This is a genomic window from Sorangium sp. So ce834, from assembly GCF_051521425.1.
In the GTDB taxonomy this organism is placed as follows: Bacteria; Myxococcota_A; Polyangia; order Polyangiales; family Polyangiaceae; genus Sorangium; species Sorangium cellulosum_D.
In genome coordinates this window covers 8,323,806-8,346,344 of the sequence record NZ_CP150351.1, presented here as the reverse complement: position 1 = coordinate 8,346,344, position 22,539 = coordinate 8,323,806, and the positions used below count along the sequence as shown (strand labels likewise).

The following is a 22,539-nucleotide window of genomic DNA, read 5'->3' as shown; positions in this document are numbered from 1 at the left end:
TGATGGCCAAGACGCTCGTCATCGTGGAGTCGCCGGCGAAGGCGAAGACCATCAAGAAGTATCTCGGCAACGGGTACGAGGTGTTCGCCTCGAAGGGGCACGTCAAGGATCTGCCCAAGAAGCAGAACGCCGTCGACGTGCAGAACGACTTCGCCGAGACCTACGAGGTCATCGAGGGCAAGGAGAAGGTCCTGGAGGAGCTCAAGTCCGCCGCGAAGAAGGCGGACGAGGTCCTCCTGGCGACCGACCCCGATCGCGAGGGCGAGGCGATCGCGTTCCACATCTCGGAGGAGATCAAGAACCCGAAGCTCAAGGTGGCGCGGGTGGAGTTCCACGAGATCACGAAGAAGGGGGTCGACCACGGCGTCCACAACCCCCGCAAGCTCGACGAGAACCTCTACGACGCCCAGCGGGCGCGGCGGGTGCTCGATCGCATCGTCGGCTACGACGTCTCGGCGCTCGTGTGGTCGAAGCTCGCGTTCGGCCTGTCGGCCGGGCGGGTGCAGTCGGTCGCGCTGCGGCTCATCGTCGACCGCGAGCGCGAGGTCGAGGCGTTCGTCCCGGAGGAGTACTGGAACATCGCGGTCGGCCTCACCGCGGCGAGCCCGCCGCAGCGCGCGCCGTTCGTCGCGAAGCTCGCCTCGGCCGACGGCAAGAAGCTCGAGGTGACGAACGGCGAGGTCGCCGCGAAGGTGCGCGCCGACCTCGAGACCGCCCGCTACCGGGTGGCGAAGGTCACGCGGCGCGAGCAGAAGCGCAACCCGCCCGCGCCGTACACGACCTCGAAGCTCCAGCAGGACGCGACGAACTACCTGCACTTCGGCGCCAAGCGGACGATGCAGATCGCCCAGGCGCTCTACGAGGGCATCGACCTCAAGCGCGACGGCGGCCCGGTCGGCCTCATCACGTACATGCGTACCGACTCGACGCGCGTGAGCGACGACGCGGTCGCCGAGGTGCGCGGCGTGGTCGCGAAGCGGTACGGCAAGGAGTTCGTCCCCGAGCGCCCGAACATCTTCAAGTCGAAGAAGAACGCGCAGGACGCGCACGAGGCGATCCGGCCGACGAGCGTCGAGATCCACCCGGACTCGATCAAGAAGTACCTCAAGGACGAGCAGTACAAGCTGTACAAGCTGATCTGGAACCGCTTCGTCGCCTCGCAGATGAACCCGGCGGTGTACGACCGCACGACGGTCGAGATCGACGTCGCGCCGACGGTCGAAGGGCCCGCGCACCGGAGCTACCTCGCGCGGGCGAGCGGGCGGATCCTGAAGTTCGCCGGCTGGCTGCAGGTGACGGAGGGCCAGCAGGAGTTCGCCGGCGAGGAGGAGAGCGCCGGCGGCGCGGCGGACGGCGGCGGCGGCGCGGCGGCGCCCGCCGAGGCGAGCGCCGGCGAGGCGGAGCGGGCGGCGCCGGGGCCGTCGGCCGAGGAGGACTCGGAGGCGCTCCTGCCCGACATGAAGGAGGGCGAGGCGCTCGCCGTGACGCCGCCGGGGGTCGTCACCGACCAGAAGTTCACGCAGCCGCCGCCCCGCTACAACGAGGGCTCGCTGGTGCGCGAGCTGGAGAAGCGCGGCATCGGCCGCCCGTCGACGTACGCCGAGATCATCAGCAAGGTGCAGCAGCGCGCGTACGTGGAGAAGCGGGAGGGCGGCGCGTTCCAGCCGACGCTCCTCGGGAAGTTCGTGGTCGACGGCCTCGTCCGGTCGAACCTCGACATCATGGATCCGAACTTCACCGCGCAGATGGAGGAGGAGCTCGACGCGGTCGGCGCCGGCAACCTGAAGCGCGAGCAGCTGCTCAAGCGCTTCTACAAGAAGTTCCGGGAGCAGCTCGACAAGTCGAAGAAGCTCGCGCCGTGGAAGCCCGAGGCGGAGAAGACCGACATCGTCTGCGACGAGTGTGGGTCGATGATGCTCAAGAAGTGGGGCAAGAACGGCTGGTTCTTGAGCTGCGAGCGCTACCCGAAGTGCAAGGCCACCCGCGACCTGTCCGACGCGCGGGGGAGCGCCGCCGTCCGCGAGACCGACATCTCGTGCGACAAGTGCGGGAAGCCGATGATCATCAAGACGGGGCGCTTCGGGGACTTCCTGTCGTGCACCGGGTACCCGGCCTGCAAGAACACGCGCCCGGTGCCGCTCGGCGTCGCGTGCCCGAGCTGCGGCGGCGATCTCATCGAGATCCGGCCGCGCAAGAAGGGCGGGCGCACCTTCTACGGCTGCTCGAACTGGAACGCCGAGCAGAAGTGCGACTTCAAGCTCTGGCAGAAGCCGGTGCCGGTCCCGTGCCCCCAGTGCGGCGCGAAGTTCGTCACCCGCACCGCCGGCAAGAAGGCGATGCTCGTCTGCGCGACGAAGGACTGTGGGTTCAAGCAGGAGATCGTCGAGGGCGAGGGGGAGGACGGCGCCGCGGACGGGTCCGCCCCCCTCGACGCCGCGGCGGTCGTCGCGAGCGCCGCGCCGGCGCCGGCCGACCAGCCCGAGCCGCCGACGCCCGCGCCGGCCGACCGGTCCGAGGCCGCGCCCAAGGGGGCCGGCGCGCCGAAGGGGGAAGCCGAAAAGCCCGCGCGGGCCGTGCGCGCCCGGCGCACGGCGAGCTAAGAAGGCCGCGAGACCTCCCACCCTGGTGAGCTGAATGAACGGAGCGGAGAGCCCGAGCGACGATGTCGTCGTCGTCGGAGGCGGCCTGGCCGGTTGCGAGGCGGCGTACCAGCTCGCCCAGCGCGGGCTGCGCGTGCGCCTCGTCGAGATGAAGCCGCACAAGCGCACGCCCGCGCAGACGAGCGATCGGATGGGCGAGCTCGTGTGCTCGAACTCGCTGCGCGGCGCGGCGCTGAGCAACGCGGTGGGGCTGCTCAAGGAAGAGCTCCGTCGCGTGGGCTCGCTCGCCCTGCGGTGCGCCGACGAGACCTCGGTGCCGGCCGGCGGCGCGCTGGCGGTCGACCGCGAGCGGTTCGCCGAGGCGATGACGCGGGCGATCGAGGCCCACCCCCGCATCGCCGTGGAGCGGCGGGAGGTGACGGAGATCCCGGCCGAGCGCCCGGTGATCCTCGCGACCGGCCCGCTCACGTCCGACGCCCTCGCGGCGAGCCTCGCCGCGGCCGTGGGCGCCGAGCACCTCGCCTACTACGACGCGATCGCGCCGATCGTCAGCGCCGACTCGATCGACTGGTCGCGCGTGTGGAAGCAGTCGCGCTACGGCAAGGGCGGCGCGGTCCGGGGCGAGCGCGCCGCGCCGCAGGAGGGCGCCGCGCGACCCGAGCCGACCGCGCCGCCGCCGGAGGACGCGGCCGAGCGCCGCGACGACGCCGAGGCCGGCGACGAGGCGTACGTGAACTGCCCCTTCGACGAGGCGCAGTACAAGGCGTTCGTCCGGGCCCTGGTCGAGTCGGAGAAGGTGGAGGCCCGCGACTTCGAGGAGGTGCGCTACTTCGAGGGGTGCCTGCCGTGCGAGGTGATGGCCGCGCGCGGGGAGCAGACGCTCGCGTTCGGGCCGATGAAGCCGGTCGGGCTCACCGATCCGCGCACCGGCAGGCGGCCGTACGCGGTGCTCCAGCTGCGCCCGGAGGACGAGGCGGCGACGGCGTACAACCTGGTCGGCTTCCAGACGCGCATGAAGTACGCCGAGCAGCTCCGGGTGTTCCGGATGGTGCCCGGCCTCGAGGAGGCCGAGTTCCTCCGCATGGGCTCCGTGCACCGGAACACCTTCGTGGACGCGCCGGCGCTCCTCGGCCCGGCGATGGAGCTGCGCGCGCTTCCAGGCGTGCACCTCGCCGGCCAGATCTCGGGCGTGGAGGGCTACGTGGAGAGCGCCGCGGCCGGGTTCGTGTGCGCGATCCTCCTCGCGCAGCGGCTGCGGAACGAGCCGCTCCGGCCGCCGCCGCCCACGACGGCGCTCGGCGGCATCCTCACGCACCTCGGGCGGAAGCAGCCGTCGTATCAGCCGTCGAACATCACCTGGGCGCACATCGCGCCGCTCGAGCCCGCGCACGGCAAGCTGCGCAAGCGCGCCCGCTACGAGGCGATGGCCGAGCGCGCCCTCCGCGACCTCGACGCGTGGTGGGCGGCGGGCTGACGGGCGGCCTCGGCGGGCCGTGGACGCGCGCGTCGCGCGCGTCCCAGACGAGCGCTTGGGAAGGCTGTAACCCGGGAAGAACCTTGAGGTTTCTCCCTGCCTGCGCGCTCTGACGCCGGGCCCGCGGCGCGCGGCGCGGGGGCCACCGGCGCCGCGCCAATCGTGCGCGGGCTGCCTGCCGCGCGCGGGCTTAGGTAGCCTGGCGGTGGTGCGCCGCGCGCCGACCGCGCGCTCCGGGAGCCCGCCCCGCGCGGACCCGCGCCCATGGAGGTACCCGATGAAACTTCGCTTGCTCGCGCTCCTCGCGCTCGCCGTTCCTGCCGCGACGCTCCTCTCGCCGCGCGAGGCGCTCGCCTGCGGCGGGTGCTTCGCCCCGCCGACCGAGACCACGGTCGTCAACGCGCACCGGATGGTCCTCTCCGTATCGCCCGTGCAGTCGGTGCTCTGGGATCAGATCCAGTACTCCGGCGATCCGAGGGAGTTCGCCTGGGTGCTCCCGGTGAAGCCCGGCGCGACGATCGAGGTCGGCTCGGACGCGTGGTTCGAGACGCTCGACGCGGCCACGTCGGTCCGCATCACGGCGCCCAACTCCTTTTGCGCCTCGAGCGGGGGCGGCTGCGGCACGCTGTCCGCCAGCGACTCGGAGGGCGGCGTGGCAGGGGCGTTCGGCAACGACCAGGTCACGGTCCTCCACCGCGGCACCGTCGGCCCGTACGAGACCGCGACGCTCACGACCGACACGCCCGGCGCGCTGAACACGTGGCTGGAGAGGAACGGCTTCGGCGTCGACGAATCGACGCAGCCGGTCATCGACGCCTACGTCGCGGAGCAGTTCGATTTCATCGCCCTCAAGCTCCAGCCCGGCAAGGACGTGAAGGAGATGAAGCCGGTGCGGGTCGTCATGCCGGGGGCGAACGCCACGCTGCCGCTCCGGATGGTGGCCGCCGGCACGGGCGCGAACGTCGCGATCACCCTCTTCACCATCAGCGAGGCGCGGCTCGCTCCGGAGGGGTTCGCGGCCGCGGCGGTCCCCGTCGACCTCCTCGCGTGGGACTTCGCCTCGCAGGACTCGAACTACGGCGAGCTCCGCGAGAAGGCGCTCGCGGCGCAGGACGGCGGCCGCGCGTTCCTCACGCCCTACGCGCAGCAGGGCTCGCTGTTCTCGCCGGTGTCGAGCTCCGCGGCGCCGTTCGGCGTGCAGTACACGACGAGCGGCTCGACCACCCCGGTCGACACGATCGCCGCGGCGTTCGCCCAGCAGGGGCTCGCGAACGGCGAGACCCACGACGCCGACTGCGCCGTGCGCTTCGCCGAGATCGCGACGGAGAGCCGCGCCGTGGCGAGCCCGTGCCCGGCCGGCGTCCCGCTCTCCGACCCGAGCTGCGGCGAGGTCGCCTCGGGCCAGATCGACGCGCGCGAACTCGCGTGCGGGCCGCTCGACGACCTCGCGGTCGCGATGATCGGCCTGCACCCGAGGGACGTCTGGCTCACGCGCCTCGAGGCGAACCTGCCGCGCGCGGCGCTCGACACGGACCTCGTCCTGAGCCCCGCGAAGCAGGAGCGGGTCGACAACTGGATGCGCGCCCGCCTGAGCGTCCACGCCGAGGTGCTCTGCGGCGCGGCGCTCCCGCTCGTCGACGGCGACCGCGCCTCGCGGACGCGGGGGCAGGGCACGCTCGTGGGCATGACGCTCGGCGCCCTCGCCCTCGCGGCGGCGATCGCCCGCCGCGGCGCGCGCCGCTTCGCCTCCCGCCCGGCCTGACCGGCGCTCACGCGTCGACGTCCCGCGCCCTCGCCCGCGCGCCGGAGTGCTGGGCTGCGCCCGAGAGACCGCTTGCCCCGGCGGCGCTGTGGCGCCGTGGCCGCGCGTGGCAAGCTGCCACGTCGCGCGCCTCCATTCGCGAGCATCCCTGCGCGATCGCGACTTCGCGAGGTGGCACACGGGCTGCTTGAGCCGTTGTGGTGAGGGCGTGCGGGCCACTGCGGCAATCGAGCTGCAGCCGCCCCGCGTCGGGACTCGACATGACCTGCTCGGTGCTGACTTTTCCAGGCTCCAGGGCGAACTCCAGGACCAGCCACGCGGTGCCGGACAGGGGGCGCGCGCTCCACGCGACGCGCCTCCTGCCGGGGATGACGGTGGTGCTCGAGTCGCTCCTCGACGACATCGCGCGCGCCCGGGAGCGGATCTGGATCTCGACATACATCTACCGCAACGATCGGATGGGCCACCGCTTCGCCGACGCGTTCGCGGACGCCGTGCGGCGCGGCGTCGACGTGCGGCTCCTCTACGACGCGCTCGGCAGCCACGCGACGCCGGCGCAGTTCTTCGAGGACATGCGGGCTCGCGGCGTCCGCGCGCGCGCGTACCGGCCGCTCGGCACGGTGCTGCGCCGGGGCGTCCTGTTCCCGCGGGAGCACTCGCGCATCGTGGTGATCGACGGCGCCGGATACGTCGGCGGCGCGGCGTGGGCCGACGAGTGGCTGCCGCGCGATCAGGGCGGCGACGGCTGGCACGAGGTCTGTAGCCGGGTGGTGGGGCCCTGCGTGGGCGACATGGAGCGGGCGTTCGAGTGCCGCTGGATGCTCGCCGACGAGGCCGACGGGCGCTCGTTCGACTACTGGACCGGCGGCGTCTACGACGACGTGGAGTTCATCACCGACGCGCCCAGGCCGCCGGCGATCATCTACGAGCGCCACGTGGAGCGGGTGCGCTCGGCGCGGCGGCGCGTGTGGATCGAGAACGCGTATTTCTGCCCGCCCCGCGGGCTGGAGCGCGAGCTCATCGCCGCCGCGCGCCGCGGGATCGACGTGAAGATCATCGTGCCGCGCAACTCCGATCTGCCGGCCATCCGCAACGCGAGCCTCGCGCGGTACAGGTGGTGGCTGGAGAACGGGCTCCAGATCCACGAGTTCCTGCCGTCGATGCTGCACTCGAAGTTCGCGGTGATCGACGACGACTGGGCGACCGTGGGGACCTTCAACGTGAACCCGACGAGCCTGCGGTGGGTGAGCGAGGCGAACCTCATCGTCAAGCAGTCCGGCTTCGTGAGGGACGCGGCGAACCTGTTCGAGCGGGACCTCGATCGGAGCGAGGAAGTGTGCCTCAACAACCTGCCCAAGCTGGGAGCGCTCGCGCGGATGCGAAACGCGCTGTGGAGCCTGGGGCTCGACCTGCTGGAGCCAGGGTACGCGTCGGGGAGAGGGCGCGGGGCGCTCCCCGAGCCGGAGCGGGAGTTCCTGCCCGCGATCGGGGTCTAGAGCGGCGGTCACCCGCTTCGGATACGGGCCCATCTCGACGTTTTCGGTGCTCAGCGCACTGGAGTGCGCTTCCGCGCCGAAAACGCCGAGCTGGACCCGTCTCCTGTGCGGGTGACCGCCGCTCTGTAACGCATGTACCAGAGACGGGCGAAAACCGCTCTAGGGCGACGAGCTCCCTCCCGCGGGCCTGGCGATTGGCCAGTACGGCAATCCAGATCACGAAGCCGCCAGGCAACCAAGAGAGAATTGAGCTGGTCTTGGTCCCCCGGCTTGGTCTTGCTTCCCCGGCCGCGCCGTGAGGCCGACTCGCTACGGCGCGGCTGGAGCGGTCGGGGGCTCCTCGGCCGCGCCGGCGTCGGCGGCCGGCGGGGGCGGCTCGGCCGCAGGCGGGGTAGGGGCGGGCTCCTGAATGGCCGCCCCCGCATCCTCGTAGACCTCGACGGCAGGCGCCGAGGCGTCGGCCACCGGCGGGCAAGCCGACCCCCCGCCTTCAGGACCACCAGCGCAGGCCGCAGACCCGGGCTCCGGCGACGCGCCCGACCGGGGCGCGTGCGCAAGGAGCTGCGGCGCCTCCACGCCCGCGTCGGACACGGGAAGATCCGGGAGCGGCGCGCTCGCGGTGGGCGCCGGCGATGTGGTGGCCGCAGCGGCCGGCGCTGGCGCGGGGGGAGCCGGCTTCGGAGCCCTCGTCGGGCGCGGGGCCACAGGCTCGGCCACGGGCGCCGGGGGCGCCACGACGCCGCGGGCGATGCTGGCCGTGAGGGAGCTCGCCTCGGCCGCAGGGCGCATCGACGGCGACGGCTCGGCGGCCGGCGCCGGAGGCTCGGCCAGAGACGCCGGCGCCGTCGGCGTCAGCTGGACCGCAGGGCCCGTCGCGACCGGCGCCACGCTCCACGCCGCCGCGCCCGCCATGAGGACGAAACCCGCCGCCGCGACGCGGCGGAACGGGAAGCGATCCCGCAACGAGGGACGCTGTGACGGGGACACCACCACCGGCGGATTCACCATCGCGGTCGCCTCGGACCACGCGCGCTCGCCGCTCTCCTCCAGCGACCCGCGCCGCACCACCACCGGGGCGCGGCGGCTCGTCTCGTCAGGCGCCCGCCGCGCGGACGCCATGGGGAGCTGCAGCTCCAGCGCGTCGTCGGAGCGCCGCGAGTGCAGCGTCGGCGCAGCGCTCACCACCATCGGCCGCGGCGACGGCGCGGGGACCTGGCTCGTCCGCTCGTCCAGCCACTGCGCGCGGAGCGACGCGCCGCACAGGTCCTCCGAGACGCCCCGCGAGAGGAGCCACGTCGCGAGCGCGACGCCGAGCTCGCGCATGCTCCCCCAGCGATCCGCCGGGTCCTTGCGCAACCCGCGCTCGATGATCGACCACAGCGCCGGATCCGTGCCGCACCGCTCGACGAGCGACTGCACCGGATCCTGGATGACCGCCCGCAGCGTCCCGAACCCCTGCTCGCCGGCATAGGGCGTCTCGCCCGCGATCGACTCGTACAGCATCGTGCAGAACGCCCAGATGTCCGCGCGATGATCGAGCTGGCCCTGCCCGAGCGCCTGCTCGGGCGGCATGTACTGCGGTGTCCCGATCACCGCCGCGCCCGTCGAGCCGGACTGCGGTTCGGTCCACGTCACCTTCGCGATCCCGAAATCGACGACCTTCGGCTGGACCCTGCCGTCGCCCTGCTCGGCGAGCATCACGTTGTCCGGCTTGAGATCCCGGTGGACGACGCCGCGCTCATGGGCGGCGTGCATCGCGCTCGCGACCGGCAGCAAGACCGCGATCGCCGCCTCGGGCAAGAGCCGCTGCTCGCGGCAGAGCATGTCCCGGAGGGCCTCGCCCTCCAGGAGCTCCATCACGATGTACGGCGTGCCGCCCGCGGTCTTGCCGAGATCGAAGACGCGCACGATGCCCGGATGGCTGAGCTTCGCCGCCGCCCGCGCCTCGCGCAGCAGGCGCTCCGCGATCGCAGGAGAGCGCATCTCCGGGCGCAGCACCTTGATGGCCACGTTGGCCTCGAGCGCCGTGTTCGCAGCGACCCAGACAGAGCCCATCGCCCCCTCTCCCGCCTTGCGGAGGAGCTGGTACTTGTCGCCCACCACCGTGCCAACCTCGAAGCGTTCCCCTAAGGTGTGCTCGAAACCCTGGGTCAAGTTGCTCGACATGCGCTCTCCTGCCGCCTGCTCCGGCCATCCGCCGCCCACGACGCCACGCTTCGCCACGAATCCGATTCTGGAGCATCGCTCGTGCCAGGCGCTCCTCTCGGGGAGCGCCTGAAATCCCGAACGAGCGCGTCGGCGGCAGCGCGCCTCAGCGAGGCAAGTTGCCACGCGCCGGGCACCACGCGCGCGCTCGCCCCGCGAGCCGCCTAGATGAAGCTGTCGTACGGACGTCGCTGCGCGCTCTCGCTCCGGACGTCCTCGGCGCCCGAATACTCGAGGATCATTTCCAGGATCTCCGCGTCTCGCTCCGAGGTCGCGTGAACGCCCACGAGGACCGCGCCTTGCCGCAGGCCGCTCTCGTACACGTGCGCGCGGTGCTCGGGGACACCAGCGCCGACGAGCCCGCCGGCCGCGCTGTCCGCGCCCGCCAGCGCGGACTCCAGGGGGCCCGCCACCACGAGCCCGAGGCCAGGGAACACCGCGCTCGCGCCGGCCGCCGCGAACGCCGCGAATGCCGCCCCCACCGCCGCGCCGACGCCGCCGCCCGCCGCCGCCCGCGAGCCGGTTCCGCTCTCGACGCGCTCTCCGCGCGCATCGTCGCTCATGACAAGGCTGATGGCGTCGCGCTTGTATCCACAGCTCATGACGCGCTCAACCGCCCTCTCGGCGTCGAGCCGCGTCCTCACAAGACCGGTCACCAGCTTTGCCCTCACCGACAGCTCCTTTCCCGAAGAACGTCCTCGACCCGGGCGCGTCCCCTCTCTGTATTCTGGAATCCCACACGGTACAGCAGGCGCCGTGCCAACGAAGGATGCCGCAAATGCACGCTCTCCTACGCTGTCGGCTGTGGACGGTCGACGCCTGAGCCTGCGGAGGGACGCCACACTGAGGCGTCGTTGCAGCGAAGACGAACCGCCGCGTGCGCTCGGACACATCCGCGCCGCGCGGCGGCGAGCCGGGGAGAGCGAGCTCAGCGATGCAGCCAGATGCGGAGCAGCGCGAGCAGCTGCTCCGTATCGACCGGCTTGGAGATGTAGTCGGTCGCGCCGGCCTCGAGGCATTTCTCGCGATCGCCCTTCATCGCCCTGGCCGTGACGGCGATGATCGGGAGCGTCTGGAAGGCGGGCCGCTGCCGGATCGCGCGCATCGTGTCGTATCCGTCCATCTCCGGCATCATGATGTCCATGAGCACGACATCGATGCCGCTCGTCCTCTCCAGACGGTCGATCGCGGCCTTGCCCGTATCGGCGGCGAGCGTGGTCATCCCCTGGCTCTCGAGGACGGTCTTCAGCGCATAGATGTTGCGGAAATCGTCGTCGACGATCAGCGCGCACTTGCCGGAGAGCGCGGCGGCCGACTCGTGGAGCTGCTCGACCACGAGCCGCTTCGCCTCCGGCAGATCCGAGAGCCGGCGGTGCAGCGCGAGCGTGACCTCGTCGAGCAGGCGCTCCCTCGACTGGACGTGCTTCACCGGGAGCCGCTGCGCGAGGCGGCCGAGCTGCACCTCGTCGTCCCCGGCGACGTCGGCCGGCGTGTACACGATGGCCGACAGATCGACGAAGCGCCCGGCCCGGTCGAGGTGCTCGATGAGCTCGAGGCCGGGCATGTCGGGCAGGCGCAGCCCGAGCACGACCGCCTCGTACGGCTCGCGCTCGAGCGCCGCGAGCGCGGCCTCGCCGGTCGCCACGCTGGCGACCGTGACCCCCTCGTCCCGGAGCAGCTCGACCACGGGATCGCCCGACGCCGCGTCCGGCTCGACGACGAGCAGCCGGCGCCGCGGCGAGCTGACCAGCCCGTCGAGCCGCGCGAAGGCCTCGTCGAGCGCCGTCCTGCTGCTGAGCGGCTTGTTGAGGAGCCCCACCGCGCCCATCCGCCGCGCGCGGCTCCGCTCCTCCTCCGTCTCCGTCGTGATCACCTCGACCGGGATGTGCCGCGACGACAGATCGCGCTTGAGGCAGTCGAGCACGCGCCAGCCGTCCATGTCGGGCAGGTTGATGTCCAGCGTGATCGCCGCGGGCTTGAGCTCGCGCACCAGCGAGAGCCCCGTCGCGCCGCGGACGGCGACGACCGCCTTGAAGCCGTGCTCCCGCGCGACGTCCACGAGGAAGCGGGCGAACACGGTGTCGTTCTCCACGATCACGATCGCGCGGTCGCCGGGGCGGACGCTCTCGCTGTCGTCGATGACCTGCGTGTCCGGGCCCGCGGCCATGCGATCCGACGGCCGGCTGCTGTGGACGGTGTCCTCGATGGCGGGCGGCGTGTCGAGGACGTGCGCCGGCGGCCGCCGCACCGCCCGCACGGGCCGGTAGGTGCGCGGCAGGTAGAGCGTGAACGTGCTGCCGCGGCCCGGCGCGCTCACCAGCGCGAGGTCGCCGCCGAGCATCCGCGCGATCTCTCGGCTGATCGCGAGCCCGAGCCCGGTGCCCCCGTACTTGCGGCTCGTGCTCCCGTCGGCCTGCTGGAACGCCTCGAAGATGATCTGCTGTTTGTCCGGCGCGATCCCGATGCCCGTGTCGTGGACGGAGAGGGCGATCACCGAGTCGGCCCGGCTGAGCACATCGTTCTCACGGTTCCAGCCGTCGCGGGCCACTGTCACCTCCAGGACCACCTTGCCGCGCTCGGTGAACTTGAAGGCGTTGGAGAGCAGGTTCTTGAGCACCTGCTGGAGCCGCTTCGCGTCGGTGAGCATCGAGGACGGCAGCGCCGGCGAGAACGAGAGCTCGAACTCGAGCTTCTTGGACTCGGCGACGTGCCGGAACGTACGTTGTACGTAGTCCGAGAGGTCCTTGAAGGCGATCTCGCCGACGTCGACGACGACGGTGCCGGACTCGATCTTGGAGAGGTCGAGGATGTCGTTGATGAGCGCCAGGAGATCGGTCCCGGACGCGTGGATCGTCTTCGCGAACTCGACCTGCCGCGGGGTGAGGTTCTGGTCGTTGTTCCTGGAGAGCTGGTCCGAGAGGATGAGCAGGCTGTTCAGCGGGGTCCTGAGCTCATGGGACATGTTGGCCATGAACTCCGACTTGTATTTCGACGTGAGGGCGAGCTGCCGCGCCTTCTCTTCGAGGGCCTGGCGGGCCTGCTCGACCTCGTGGTTCTTCCGCTCGACCTCGACGTTCTGCTCGGCCAGGAGGCGCGCCTTCTCGCCGAGCGCGGCGTTCGTCTCCTGGAGCTCCTCCTGCTGGCTCTGGAGCTCGCGCGCGAGCGACTGGGACTGCTTGAGCAGGTCCTCGGTGCGCATGTTCGCCTCGATCGTGTTGAGCACGATGCCGATCGACTCGGTGAGCTGATCGAGGAACGCCTGGTGGGTCGGGCTGAAGCGCTCGAGCGACGCGAGCTCGATGACGGCCTTCACCTGCCCCTCGAAGAGCACGGGCATCACGATGATGTTGACCGGGGGCGACTCGCCGAGGCCGCTCGTGATCGTGATGTAGTCGGGCGGCGCGTTGACGAGGAGGATCTTCTCCTTCTCGAGCGCGCACTGGCCGACGAGGCCCTCGCCGAGCTTGAACTGGTTGTCGACGTGCTTGCGCTCCTTGAACGCGTAGCTCGCGAGCAGCTTGAGGACGGGCTCCTCCCGGGAGGAGTCCATGATGTAGAAGACGCCCTGCTGCGCCGTGACCACCGGGGCGAGCTCGGACAGGATGAGGCGGCCGACGGTGAGGAGATCCTTCTGCCCCTGGAGCATGCGCGAGAACTTGGCGAGGTTGGTCTTGAGCCAGTCCTGCTCGCTGTTCTTCAGCGTCGTGTCCTTGAGGTTCCGGATCATCTCATTGATGTTGTCCTTCAGCGCCGCGACCTCGCCCTGCGCCTCGACCTTGATCGACCGGGTGAGGTCGCCCTTGGTCACGGCGGTGGCCACCTCGGCGATCGCGCGGACCTGCGTCGTGAGGTTCGCCGCGAGCTGGTTCACGTTGTCGGTGAGGTCCTTCCACGTGCCGGCCGCGCCGGGCACGCTCGCCTGGCCGCCGAGCTTGCCCTCGACCCCGACCTCGCGCGCCACCGTGGTCACCTGATCCGCGAACGTCGCGAGCGTCTCGATCATGCCGTTGATCGTGTCCGCGAGCGCGGCGATCTCGCCCTTCGCGTCGACGATCAGCTTGCGCTTGAGATCGCCGTTGGCGACCGCGGTCACGACCTTCGCGATGCCGCGCACCTGGTTCGTCAGGTTGCCGGCCATCGAGTTCACGTTGTCGGTGAGGTCCTTCCAGGTGCCTGCGACGCCGCGGACGTCGGCCTGGCCGCCGAGCTTGCCCTCGGTGCCGACCTCGCGCGCGACGCGCGTGACCTCGGAGGCGAAGGAGTTGAGCTGATCGACCATCGTGTTGATGGTGTTCTTGAGCTCGAGGATCTCGCCCTTGACGTCGACGGTGATCTTCTTCGAGAGGTCGCCGTTGGCGACGGCGGTGGTGACGGCGGCGATGTTGCGCACCTGGGCGGTGAGGTTGCCGGCCATCGAGTTGACGGAGTCGGTGAGGTCCTTCCAGGTGCCTGCGACGCCGCGGACGTCGGCCTGGCCGCCGAGCTTGCCCTCGGTGCCGACCTCGCGCGCGACGCGCGTGACCTCGGAGGCGAACGAGCGGAGCTGATCGACCATCGTGTTGATGGTGTCCTTGAGCTCCAGGATCTCGCCGCGGACGTCGACGGTGATCTTCTTGGACAGGTCGCCGTTGGCGACGGCGGTGGTGACGGCGGCGATGTTGCGCACCTGGGCGGTGAGGTTGCCGGCCATCGAGTTGACGGAGTCGGTGAGGTCCTTCCAGGTGCCGGCGACGCCGGTCACCTCGGCCTGCCCGCCGAGCTTTCCCTCGGTGCCGACCTCGCGCGCGACGCGCGTCACCTGCGCCGCGAAGGCGCTCAGCTGGTCGACCATCGTGTTGATGGTGTTCTTGAGCTCGAGGATCTCGCCCTTGACGTCGACGGTGATCTTCTTCGAGAGATCGCCCGTGGCGACGGCGGTGGTGACGGCGGCGATGTTGCGCACCTGGGCGGTGAGGTTGCCGGCCATCGAGTTGACGGAGTCGGTGAGGTCCTTCCAGGTGCCTGCGACGCCGCGGACGTCGGCCTGGCCGCCGAGCTTCCCCTCGGTGCCGACCTCGCGCGCGACGCGCGTGACCTCGGAGGCGAAGGAGTTGAGCTGATCGACCATCGTGTTGATGGTGTTCTTGAGCTCGAGGATCTCGCCCTTGACGTCGACGGTGATCTTCTTCGAGAGATCTCCGTTGGCGACGGCGGTGGTGACGGTCGCGATGTTGCGCACCTGGGCGGTGAGGTTGCCGGCCATCGAGTTGACGGAGTCGGTGAGGTCCTTCCAGGTGCCTGCGACGCCGCGGACGTCGGCCTGGCCGCCGAGCTTGCCCTCGGTGCCGACCTCGCGCGCGACGCGCGTGACCTCGGAGGCGAAGGAGTTGAGCTGATCGACCATCGTGTTGATGGTGTCCTTGAGCTCGAGGATCTCGCCCTTGACGTCGACGGTGATCTTCTTCGAGAGATCTCCGTTGGCGACGGCGGTGGTGACGGTCGCGATGTTGCGCACCTGGGCGGTGAGGTTGCCGGCCATCGAGTTGACGGAGTCGGTGAGGTCCTTCCAGGTGCCTGCGACGCCGCGGACGTCGGCCTGGCCGCCGAGCTTGCCCTCGGTGCCGACCTCGCGCGCGACGCGCGTCACCTCGGCCGCGAGGGAGCTCAGCTGATCGACCATCGTGTTGATGGTGTCCTTGAGCTCGAGGATCTCGCCCTTGACGTCGACGGTGATCTTCTTCGAGAGATCCCCCTTCGCGACGGCGGTGGTGACGGCGGCGATGTTGCGCACCTGGGCGGTGAGGTTGCCGGCCATCGAGTTGACGGAGTCGGTGAGGTCCTTCCAGGTGCCTGCGACGCCGCGGACGTCGGCTTGGCCGCCGAGCTTTCCCTCGGTGCCGACCTCGCGCGCGACGCGCGTGACCTCGGACGCGAACGAGCGGAGCTGATCGACCATCGTGTTGATGGTGTCCTTGAGCTCGAGGATCTCGCCCTTGACGTCGACGGTGATCTTCTTCGAGAGATCGCCGTTGGCGACGGCGGTGGTGACGGTCGCGATGTTGCGCACCTGGGCCGTGAGGTTCGACGCCATCGAGTTGACGGAGTCGGTGAGGTCCTTCCATGTGCCCGCGACGCCGCGGACGTCGGCCTGGCCGCCGAGCTTCCCCTCGGTGCCGACCTCGCGCGCGACGCGCGTGACCTCGGACGCGAAGGAGCCCAGCTGCTCGACCATCGTGTTGACGGTCTTGGCCGTCCGGAGGAACTCGCCGTCGAGCGGCCTGCCGTCGACCTCGAGGGCCATCGTCTGCGAGAGATCGCCCTTGGCGACGGCCCCGATGACGCGCGCCGTCTCGGCGGTGGGGTGGACGAGATCGCCGATCAGCGCGTTGATGCACGCGACCTCCTCGGCCCACGCGCCGTTCACCTCGCCGATGAAGGCGCGCTGCGAGAGCTTGCCTTCCTTGCCCACGACACGGCTCAGGCGGTGGAGCTCCTTCGCCATCTTCTCGTTGAGCTCGACGACCTCGTTGAAGGTGTCGGCGATCTTCCCGTCGAGCCCCAGCCAGTCGACGGGCAGCCGCACCGAGAAATCGCCCTTCTTGAGGCTCATCAGCGAGCTCAGCAGCGTCCGCCCGTCGAGCCCGCTGCGCTCGATGGGCGCCGCGGCGCGGGGGCTCTCCGCCGCGGGGGCCTTTCTCGCGCGCGGGGCGCCGTGCGACCCCTCGCTGGACGCGCCCTTCTTGCTCTTGCCATTGCCAGCCTTCGCTCTGCGGGCCTTGTCGAGGTCGCTACGCTGCTCCATGCCGCTGTTCTCCTGGCCCTGCATTGCAGTCTGGGCCGATCGGTGAAGGGAAACGAGGGCGCGCCCCGGGCGCGGAGGGGATTCGGGGCGCCGAGAGCGGTGGGATCAGGCGCCCCGGCGCGCCGCTCGGGGGCTGGGACACCATCGCGAGGCGGCGAGAGGGCGAGAGGAGGACTGGCCCTCTCGTCAGGGGGGCGGGATCGTCGGCCGCCTCGGGCTTCCGCTGGACGCCGCGCGCCGCCCGGAGGGCGGGGCTGTCGCTGCCCGACTGCGAAGATTCCGTCGGGTCCCATCGGGTTCAGGCTTCGAGGCACGGTGGCCATGTGCGCCTGCGCCACCGCGCAGGAGCATGGGTTCGTATACTACGCAAGCGCGCAGCCGGGCAAGCATCGCGCCGCGCTCGCCGCGCGCTTCTCGGGTCGCTTCTCGTGGGATTCCGTGGCAGGTCGCGGGCGATGTGGCGAGGGGCGGTGTGGCCAGGGCGAGGAGCGAGGCGGGGAGGTGCGTTGCGTGCCGGCGCGGGCGTTGCGTGCAGGCGCGGCTGTTGCGCGCCGGTGCGGGCATTGTGCGCTGTGCGGGTCGCGGGCGTTGCGCGCTGGTGCCGGTCGCGGGTGTTGCGCGCTGTTGCGGGATCGGTCGAGGGGCTGCCTCAGGCCACGTCGGCCTTGGGGGGCCGGCGTCTCGGCAGGAGAGCGCTGGGCTGCTTCCGTGGCGTGACGATGCAGTAGCGCCCAGCCTCTCCCATCCGCTCGTGGATGCCCGATTCCAGGATCTCTCGCGCTGGCCTCAGCGGCGGCAGCCATCGCGACACGTTCGCGAGGCACGAGGTGCGCTCGGGGAACGGGGAGTGACGGGGCCGCGGCCGCTCCGTCGCGCCGCCGTGCGGCCGCTCCGTCGCGGCGTCGTGCGGCCGTTCCGGCGCGTCACAGGCGCGCTCCGGGGCGGCGTCGTAAGCGCGCTCCGAGGCGGCGTCGTGGGCCCGCTCCGCGGCAGGGTCGTGGGCCCGCTCGGCGGCGTCATAGGGCCGGTCCGAGAGCGATCGGTACACCCGCTCCGAGAGCGATCCGTGGTGCGGCCGCTCCGAGGGCGCGCCGTGGGGCGGCCGCTCCGAGATCGGGCCGTGGGGCGGCCGCTCCGAGGGCGCGCCGTGAGGCCCCTCGATGGCGGCGGCGCTCTGCGCAGGGAGCGTGCCGGACGATGCGCGCCGCTTCGCGGTCGTCGCGGCGATCCGGAGCCGGAGATCCTCGACGTGCCTCGCGAGCCGCTCCGTCTCCTCGGTGAGCCGCGTGAAATCATCGACCTGGCTTCTGCGCTCTGACATAAACGAGTCCTTTGCCGCGTTTCTTCAGCCGATCTCGATTCTTTGGCCAGCTCAGGTGCACACCGCATGCCGCGCGAGCGCGGGCCCCTTGAACGGACGCCAAAGAACGACGTAGAGCTGCGGTGTAGCGATTTGTCGCAGCGTGGCAACGCTGCCTCCACCGTGCAATCGCGATCTCGGCGGCTCGCGCGGAGCGTGCCGGACATCCCGCGGGAAATGTGGGGAACGGACTCGGCGGCACGCCCTGTGCCGTGCGACGCCGCACACAAGATGGATGAGCCCGTCGCGCCTCGCGGCCTCACGGCCTGATCTCGTCGCGCTCGCGGGGCGCGGCGGGGTATTCCGTGCCCCGAGGGGCCTGGCCTGATGGCGCGCGGCGCTGGTTGAAGGAGCAGACCCATGCAGAACTCGAACTTTGAATCGCTCGGCGCCCGGCTGGGCCTCCCGGCGGACGGCGTATGGCAGTGGGTGATCGTCGCGGCGAGCGTTCCGGTCGGCTTCGCGCTCGCTCGGCTGACAGTGGGCCTGTTCCGGCGCGCCGGCTCGATCGTCGTGCGACGGACGGCGACGCCATGGGACGAAAGAACGCTCGACGCGGCAATTGGCCCCGTGACGCTTTGTCTCGGGATCGTCCTGACGGCCGGCCTCGCCAAGATGACGCGGCTCGGCCAGGAGCTCGTGGTCGATCTGCGATCGCTGCTCTCGGCGCTGTTCATCGGCGGCGTGGCGTGGCTGCTCATGCGCCTCGTCGGGATCCTCACCGAGGTGCTGGACGCGCGCGCCCTGCGGCACCTCGAGGAGGGGAGCGAGTCGTCCCGCGGCCTGCGCACCCAGGCCCGCGTGCTCGAGCGGGTCGCGCGGGTGGTCATCGTGATCGTCGCGGGCGCGCTCGTGCTCCTGAACTTCGAGGCGGTGAGGAACGTCGGCGTGTCGCTCCTGGCCTCGGCCGGCATCGCGGGCGTCGTGCTCGGCCTGGCGGCGCAGAAGCCGGTGGGCGCGATCCTGTCGGGCCTCCACATCCTGTTCACCCGGCCGATCGATCTCGGCGACAAGGTCGTGGTGGACGGTGAGTTCGGGACGATCGAGGAGATCCGGCTGACCCACGTGGTCATGAAGATCTGGGACGAGCGGCGGCTCATCGTCCCCACCGCGCGGCTCCTCGACCAGTCGTTCCAGAACTGGACGAAGCACGGCTCGGAGAAGCTGGGCACCGTCGAGCTCTACGTGGATTACCGCACGCCGGTGGACGCCGTGCGGCGGCGCTTCGAGTCCATCCTCCCGAACAGCGAGCTCTGGGACAAGCGGGTAAAGGCCGTCCAGGTCACGAAGGTGACAGAGCGCACGATCGAGGTGCGTTTTCTCGTCTCTGCCCGCGATGCTGGGCAGCTGTTCGATCTGAGGTGCTGGGTTCGCGAGGAGATGCTCCGGTGGGTCCAGGAGCTCGAGGAGGGGATGTACCTGCCGCAGGAGCGCTTCTCGCGGGCGGCTCCGGTCGCCGAGGCGGCCGAGCGGCGTGGTCCGGCCTCGGGTCGCGCGCGGCGGGCTGGAGCGGTCGACGGGGTGGCCGATGTGAAGCTGTGACGGTGCGCGCCCGCTACGTAGCGGAACGCCACACCGCGACGCCAAGGCTGGGGCGATGGACGTCGGCGCGCTCTTCCGGCGCGTCACGGTCGCGTGAGCGTCCCGCCTCGTTCCTGTCGACTCGATGACACGTTCGAAGCGCGGAACAGGCCTCCACGCCTGTCCGCGCGCTCCGTCGCGCGCCGGGGCCCGCCCGCTGCGCCGGGGTCGTGCCGCTCGCCGTCAGGCGCAGGAAAGCGGCATGTGCTTTGCAGCGAACATAGAAAGATCCGTCAATTGGCCCGTCAGCCGTCGACCGCGCGACGAGGTTTCGCCAGGCCCCTGGGGGGAATGGGGGCATGGCAGGTCGTAACTGCCCCGCCCGCTCTGTGCAGTTGCCTGCGCGGGAGTCCAGGAGCAACGCGCCATGAATTGGGTCATCAGGATCACGCGGGTTGGCGGAATCGATGTTGTTGCGCACGCGGCGTTCGGCCTGCTCATCCCGATCGGGGCGCTCCAGTGGGGGGCGCGGCACGGCGGGAGCGGCGCGCTCTTCGGCTGCGCGCTGGGGGCGGCGCTGCTCGGGTGCGTGGCGCTGCAGGCGCTCGTCCACGGGGTCGTGGCGCGGCAGCTCGGCATGCGGGTGAGCGAGGTGCTGCTCTCGCCGATCGGGGCGATCGCGAGGCGCTCGCGGCCGGACGCGGGGTGGGCGCAGGGCGGGGCGCTCGGCCTGGCGGCGAACTTCGCGCTGGCCGTGATCGTCTTCCTGGCGGCCGGGGCCCCGCACGGGGCGGGGGAGCTCCGGTGGGCGTCCGTGCTCCAGGCCGTCGAGGCGCCGTCGCGCGAGACGGCGGTCGTGTGGATCGCCAGCGCGAACCTCGGGATCGCGATGCTCGGGCTCTTGCCCGCGCTGCCGCTCGAGGGGGGGCGGGTGCTGCGCGAGACGCTGTCGCCGCTCACCGGCACCTGGCTCGCGACGTCGCTGGCGGCGACGCTCGGGCAGGCGATGGCGGGCGTGCTGTTCTTCATCGCCCTGATCGGCGGCCAGCTCTTCATCGCGCTGCTGTCGGCGCTGCTGTTCCTTGGGGCGCGGCGGGAGTGGAGCGCGGCGCAGGCGGCGAGGGCGCCTGTCGCGTCGTCCGAGGCGCGTCGGCTCGAGGGCCGGGCGGTCCAGCTGTGGCCCGGCGAGCTCGTGGGCGATGCGGCGCGGCGCATCCTGGCGAGCCAGGAGCCCGATTTCCCGGTGGTCTACGAGGATCGGGTGATCGGGATCGTGACGCGCACGGACGTGATGCGCGCGCTGGCGGCCGGCGAGGAGGGGGCGTTCATCGCGTGGATCATGCGCTGCGATGTGCCGCGGGTGGCGGCGGACGTGTCGCTCGACGAGGTGGGGCGGAAGATGGTCGAGAAGAACACGCCGGTGGTCGCGGTGTTCGACGGGGAGAGCTACCTGGGGCTCGTGAAGCACTCGGATATCGCGGGGGCGCTCACGCGGGGGCGCGGGGGGAGGCTCGGGAGGATCCGGCTGGCGGCGCAGGCGGGGTAGGCGAGAGAGGCTCTGCCGGGCTGAACGGCCCCCGGAGGGGGTGTTTGTGGTGCGGCCCGGCGCGGGGGCCCCGCCGAACTCGCCCGGGATGTTACCTCTCCGGCGCAAGCGCCGGAGAGGTAACATCCCGGGCTCAGACATCGGCCCATCCCCCGCGCCGGGCCGCACCACAAACACCCCCTCCGGGGCCTGGGGGTGATCCAATCGGCCCATCCCCCGCGCCGGGCCGGCCCACCAATACCCCCTCCGGCGGACGAGTGGCGCCCATCAACACTCGTCGGGCGATCGAAAACGCCCCGCCCACCGGAGACGGGGGGCGGGGCGTCGGGGATTGTCCCTGAGAGGCGGAGCCTCAATCGTTTCGCACGAAATTGAGCTTGAAGGAGACCACGAGCACCAGCGCGTCCTGACTGATACGCCGCTTGCCCCAGGCGACCCCGATGTGCAGCCCCTCGATCGGCTCGAGGTTGGAGGGGAGACCTACGGTGTGCGTGAGCGTCTTCGTGAAGTTCCACTCAGGCTTCTTGTTCGCAAGCGCCGAGTTGACGGCCCTCATGATGGTGTGGTCGATGATCGAGGGGATGCCGCGGATGTCGGCCTCCTCGAGCTCGACGTTGAACGCGAGGACGTTCCCCTTGTTCCTCTCGATGATCTCCGGGGTGATCATCACCCGGAGCTCGTCGAGCTTGATGGTGGGGTTCACGCCAACGATGGACCACTTCAGCTCCGCGGGACAGGTGACGCGCAGGCCCATGTCCTCGACCAAGGTGATCTCGGTCGCCTTGCCGAGGTAGAGCCAGCGGTCGGTCTTCTCATCGTCGTCCAGGTGAATTTTCACAGGGAGGAACTCGCCCAAGACCTGGGCGAGATCCTCCCGCGTGATGATGGCTTCGAGCCACACGGCCGGCGCCTCAGCTCAGGTGGTGACCGCTCTCGCCGCCCTGGGCTCGCCCGCCCTCCATCCCGTAATGCGAGTTCCCGGTCTCGGACGAGACCGCGCCCTTCACCGCGTCGACCGCGCCGCCGACCTTGTCCTGGACCTTGCGCTCGGCCTGCTCGACCCCGCGCGTCGCCTGGCGCTTGAGGCCGTCGAGGCGGTTCAGGATGTCACGGCGCAGCGCCTCGCCGGACGTCGGCGAGAGCAGCATGGCCACGCCCGCGCCCACCGCGATGCCGGCGCCGAAGAACGCGAGCGTCGTGAGCGGGCTCCGCTTGCGCGCGAGGCCGACCCAGCCGAGCACGTCGTCGAAGCCGAGCGCCCCGACGGTCGCGGCGATCCCGGCGACCGCCTTCGCGACGTCGAACGCCGTCGTCTTGGCCGTCGTCGCCGCGACGCCCGCCCCGGCAGCCGCCGACTCGTACACACCCTTCGCAGTCCCCACCGCGTCATTCAGTCTCGTCATGGCTCTTGTCTCCTTGTGACGGACATGACGTCCGCCGGTTCGTGAAGGGGATGCATTGCAGGCCCCGGACCAACCAGCAGACCGCGCTGTACGGCCCGCCTGTCCCCGCAGCCGCACCCCCTCACCGTGACGCCTCCGTGACGAAATGCCACATCTGTCGTGCCGCGCCTCGCGCGCCCACACCCCCAGTCCACGCCGCCGGTGAGCCCCCCCAGGGCCCGCGCGCAGGCCGCCGCGCCGCCGCGGCAGCCCGCCGCACCGTCGCACCGTCGCAAACGGAAGATGGTCTATCGGGAAACGTGACCAGGAAGGCAGATGCGCCCCCGCCCGCCCTGATCCACGCCCGCCGAGCGGGGCTCGCCCGCACAGGAGACGGGCCCAGATCGGCGTT

The 22,539-nt window shown here is 71.2% G+C and carries 12 protein-coding genes; 6 read left to right on the top strand and 6 right to left on the bottom strand.

Translation table 11 applies throughout. The features are described 5' to 3' along the window. Positions 1 to 2 precede the first annotated feature (2 nt). From topA to WMF20_RS30260, 4 genes are all read left to right on the top strand, one after another. Complete coding sequence (topA, locus tag WMF20_RS30275; protein ID WP_437605362.1) at positions 3 to 2,600, top strand: type I DNA topoisomerase; 2,598 nt, start codon at positions 3 to 5, stop codon at positions 2,598 to 2,600. Positions 2,601 to 2,634: 34 nt separating this feature from the next. Then, the gene (trmFO, locus tag WMF20_RS30270) at positions 2,635 to 4,074 is read left to right on the top strand and encodes a methylenetetrahydrofolate--tRNA-(uracil(54)-C(5))-methyltransferase (FADH(2)-oxidizing) TrmFO (RefSeq protein ID WP_437605361.1); all 1,440 of its coding nucleotides are present in this window, start codon (positions 2,635 to 2,637) and stop codon (positions 4,072 to 4,074) included. Positions 4,075 to 4,351: 277 nt separating this feature from the next. Then, positions 4,352 to 5,836: a DUF2330 domain-containing protein gene (locus WMF20_RS30265; RefSeq protein WP_437605360.1), complete on the top strand. Its 1,485-nt coding sequence runs from the start codon at positions 4,352 to 4,354 to the stop codon at positions 5,834 to 5,836. 272 nt (positions 5,837 to 6,108) lie between these two features. After that, the gene (locus tag WMF20_RS30260) at positions 6,109 to 7,332 is read left to right on the top strand and encodes a phospholipase D-like domain-containing protein (protein WP_437605359.1); all 1,224 of its coding nucleotides are present in this window, start codon (positions 6,109 to 6,111) and stop codon (positions 7,330 to 7,332) included. Positions 7,333 to 7,641: 309 nt separating this feature from the next. Here WMF20_RS30260 and WMF20_RS30255 read toward each other — a convergent pair whose 3' ends face one another. The 4 genes from WMF20_RS30255 to WMF20_RS30240 all read right to left on the bottom strand — a co-directional run bounded on the left by WMF20_RS30255 (position 7,642) and on the right by WMF20_RS30240 (position 17,639). Continuing rightward, positions 7,642 to 9,498, bottom strand: a complete 1,857-nt coding sequence (locus WMF20_RS30255) for a serine/threonine-protein kinase (protein WP_437605358.1) — start codon at positions 9,496 to 9,498, stop codon at positions 7,642 to 7,644. Positions 9,499 to 9,701: 203 nt separating this feature from the next. After that, complete coding sequence (locus WMF20_RS30250) at positions 9,702 to 10,208, bottom strand: hypothetical protein (RefSeq protein ID WP_437605357.1); 507 nt, start codon at positions 10,206 to 10,208, stop codon at positions 9,702 to 9,704. A 257-nt stretch (positions 10,209 to 10,465) separates the two neighbouring features. After that, positions 10,466 to 16,318: a HAMP domain-containing protein gene (locus WMF20_RS30245; protein ID WP_437605356.1), complete on the bottom strand. Its 5,853-nt coding sequence runs from the start codon at positions 16,316 to 16,318 to the stop codon at positions 10,466 to 10,468. A 649-nt stretch (positions 16,319 to 16,967) separates the two neighbouring features. Continuing rightward, positions 16,968 to 17,639, bottom strand: coding sequence for a hypothetical protein (locus WMF20_RS30240; RefSeq protein ID WP_437605355.1), 672 nt, complete (start codon positions 17,637 to 17,639; stop codon positions 16,968 to 16,970). Between the two features lie 399 nt (positions 17,640 to 18,038). Between WMF20_RS30240 and WMF20_RS30235 the strand changes: the two genes are divergently transcribed. After that, positions 18,039 to 19,220 (top strand): mechanosensitive ion channel family protein, encoded by a 1,182-nt coding sequence (locus tag WMF20_RS30235; RefSeq protein ID WP_437605354.1) that lies wholly within the window; start codon positions 18,039 to 18,041, stop codon positions 19,218 to 19,220. Positions 19,221 to 19,626: 406 nt separating this feature from the next. Beyond that, positions 19,627 to 20,745, top strand: coding sequence for a CBS domain-containing protein (locus WMF20_RS30230; RefSeq protein WP_437605353.1), 1,119 nt, complete (start codon positions 19,627 to 19,629; stop codon positions 20,743 to 20,745). Between the two features lie 352 nt (positions 20,746 to 21,097). Here the strand turns inward: WMF20_RS30230 and WMF20_RS30225 are convergent, their stop codons facing one another. Both WMF20_RS30225 and WMF20_RS30220 read right to left on the bottom strand, forming a co-directional pair. Then, positions 21,098 to 21,646 carry a hypothetical protein gene (locus tag WMF20_RS30225; RefSeq protein ID WP_129577679.1) on the bottom strand — a complete coding sequence of 183 codons (549 nt, stop codon included), beginning with the start codon at positions 21,644 to 21,646 and terminating at the stop codon, positions 21,098 to 21,100. A 10-nt stretch (positions 21,647 to 21,656) separates the two neighbouring features. Continuing rightward, a complete protein-coding gene (locus WMF20_RS30220) occupies positions 21,657 to 22,148 on the bottom strand; it encodes a YtxH domain-containing protein (protein ID WP_437605352.1) in 492 nt (163 codons plus the stop codon). Positions 22,149 to 22,539 lie beyond the last annotated feature (391 nt).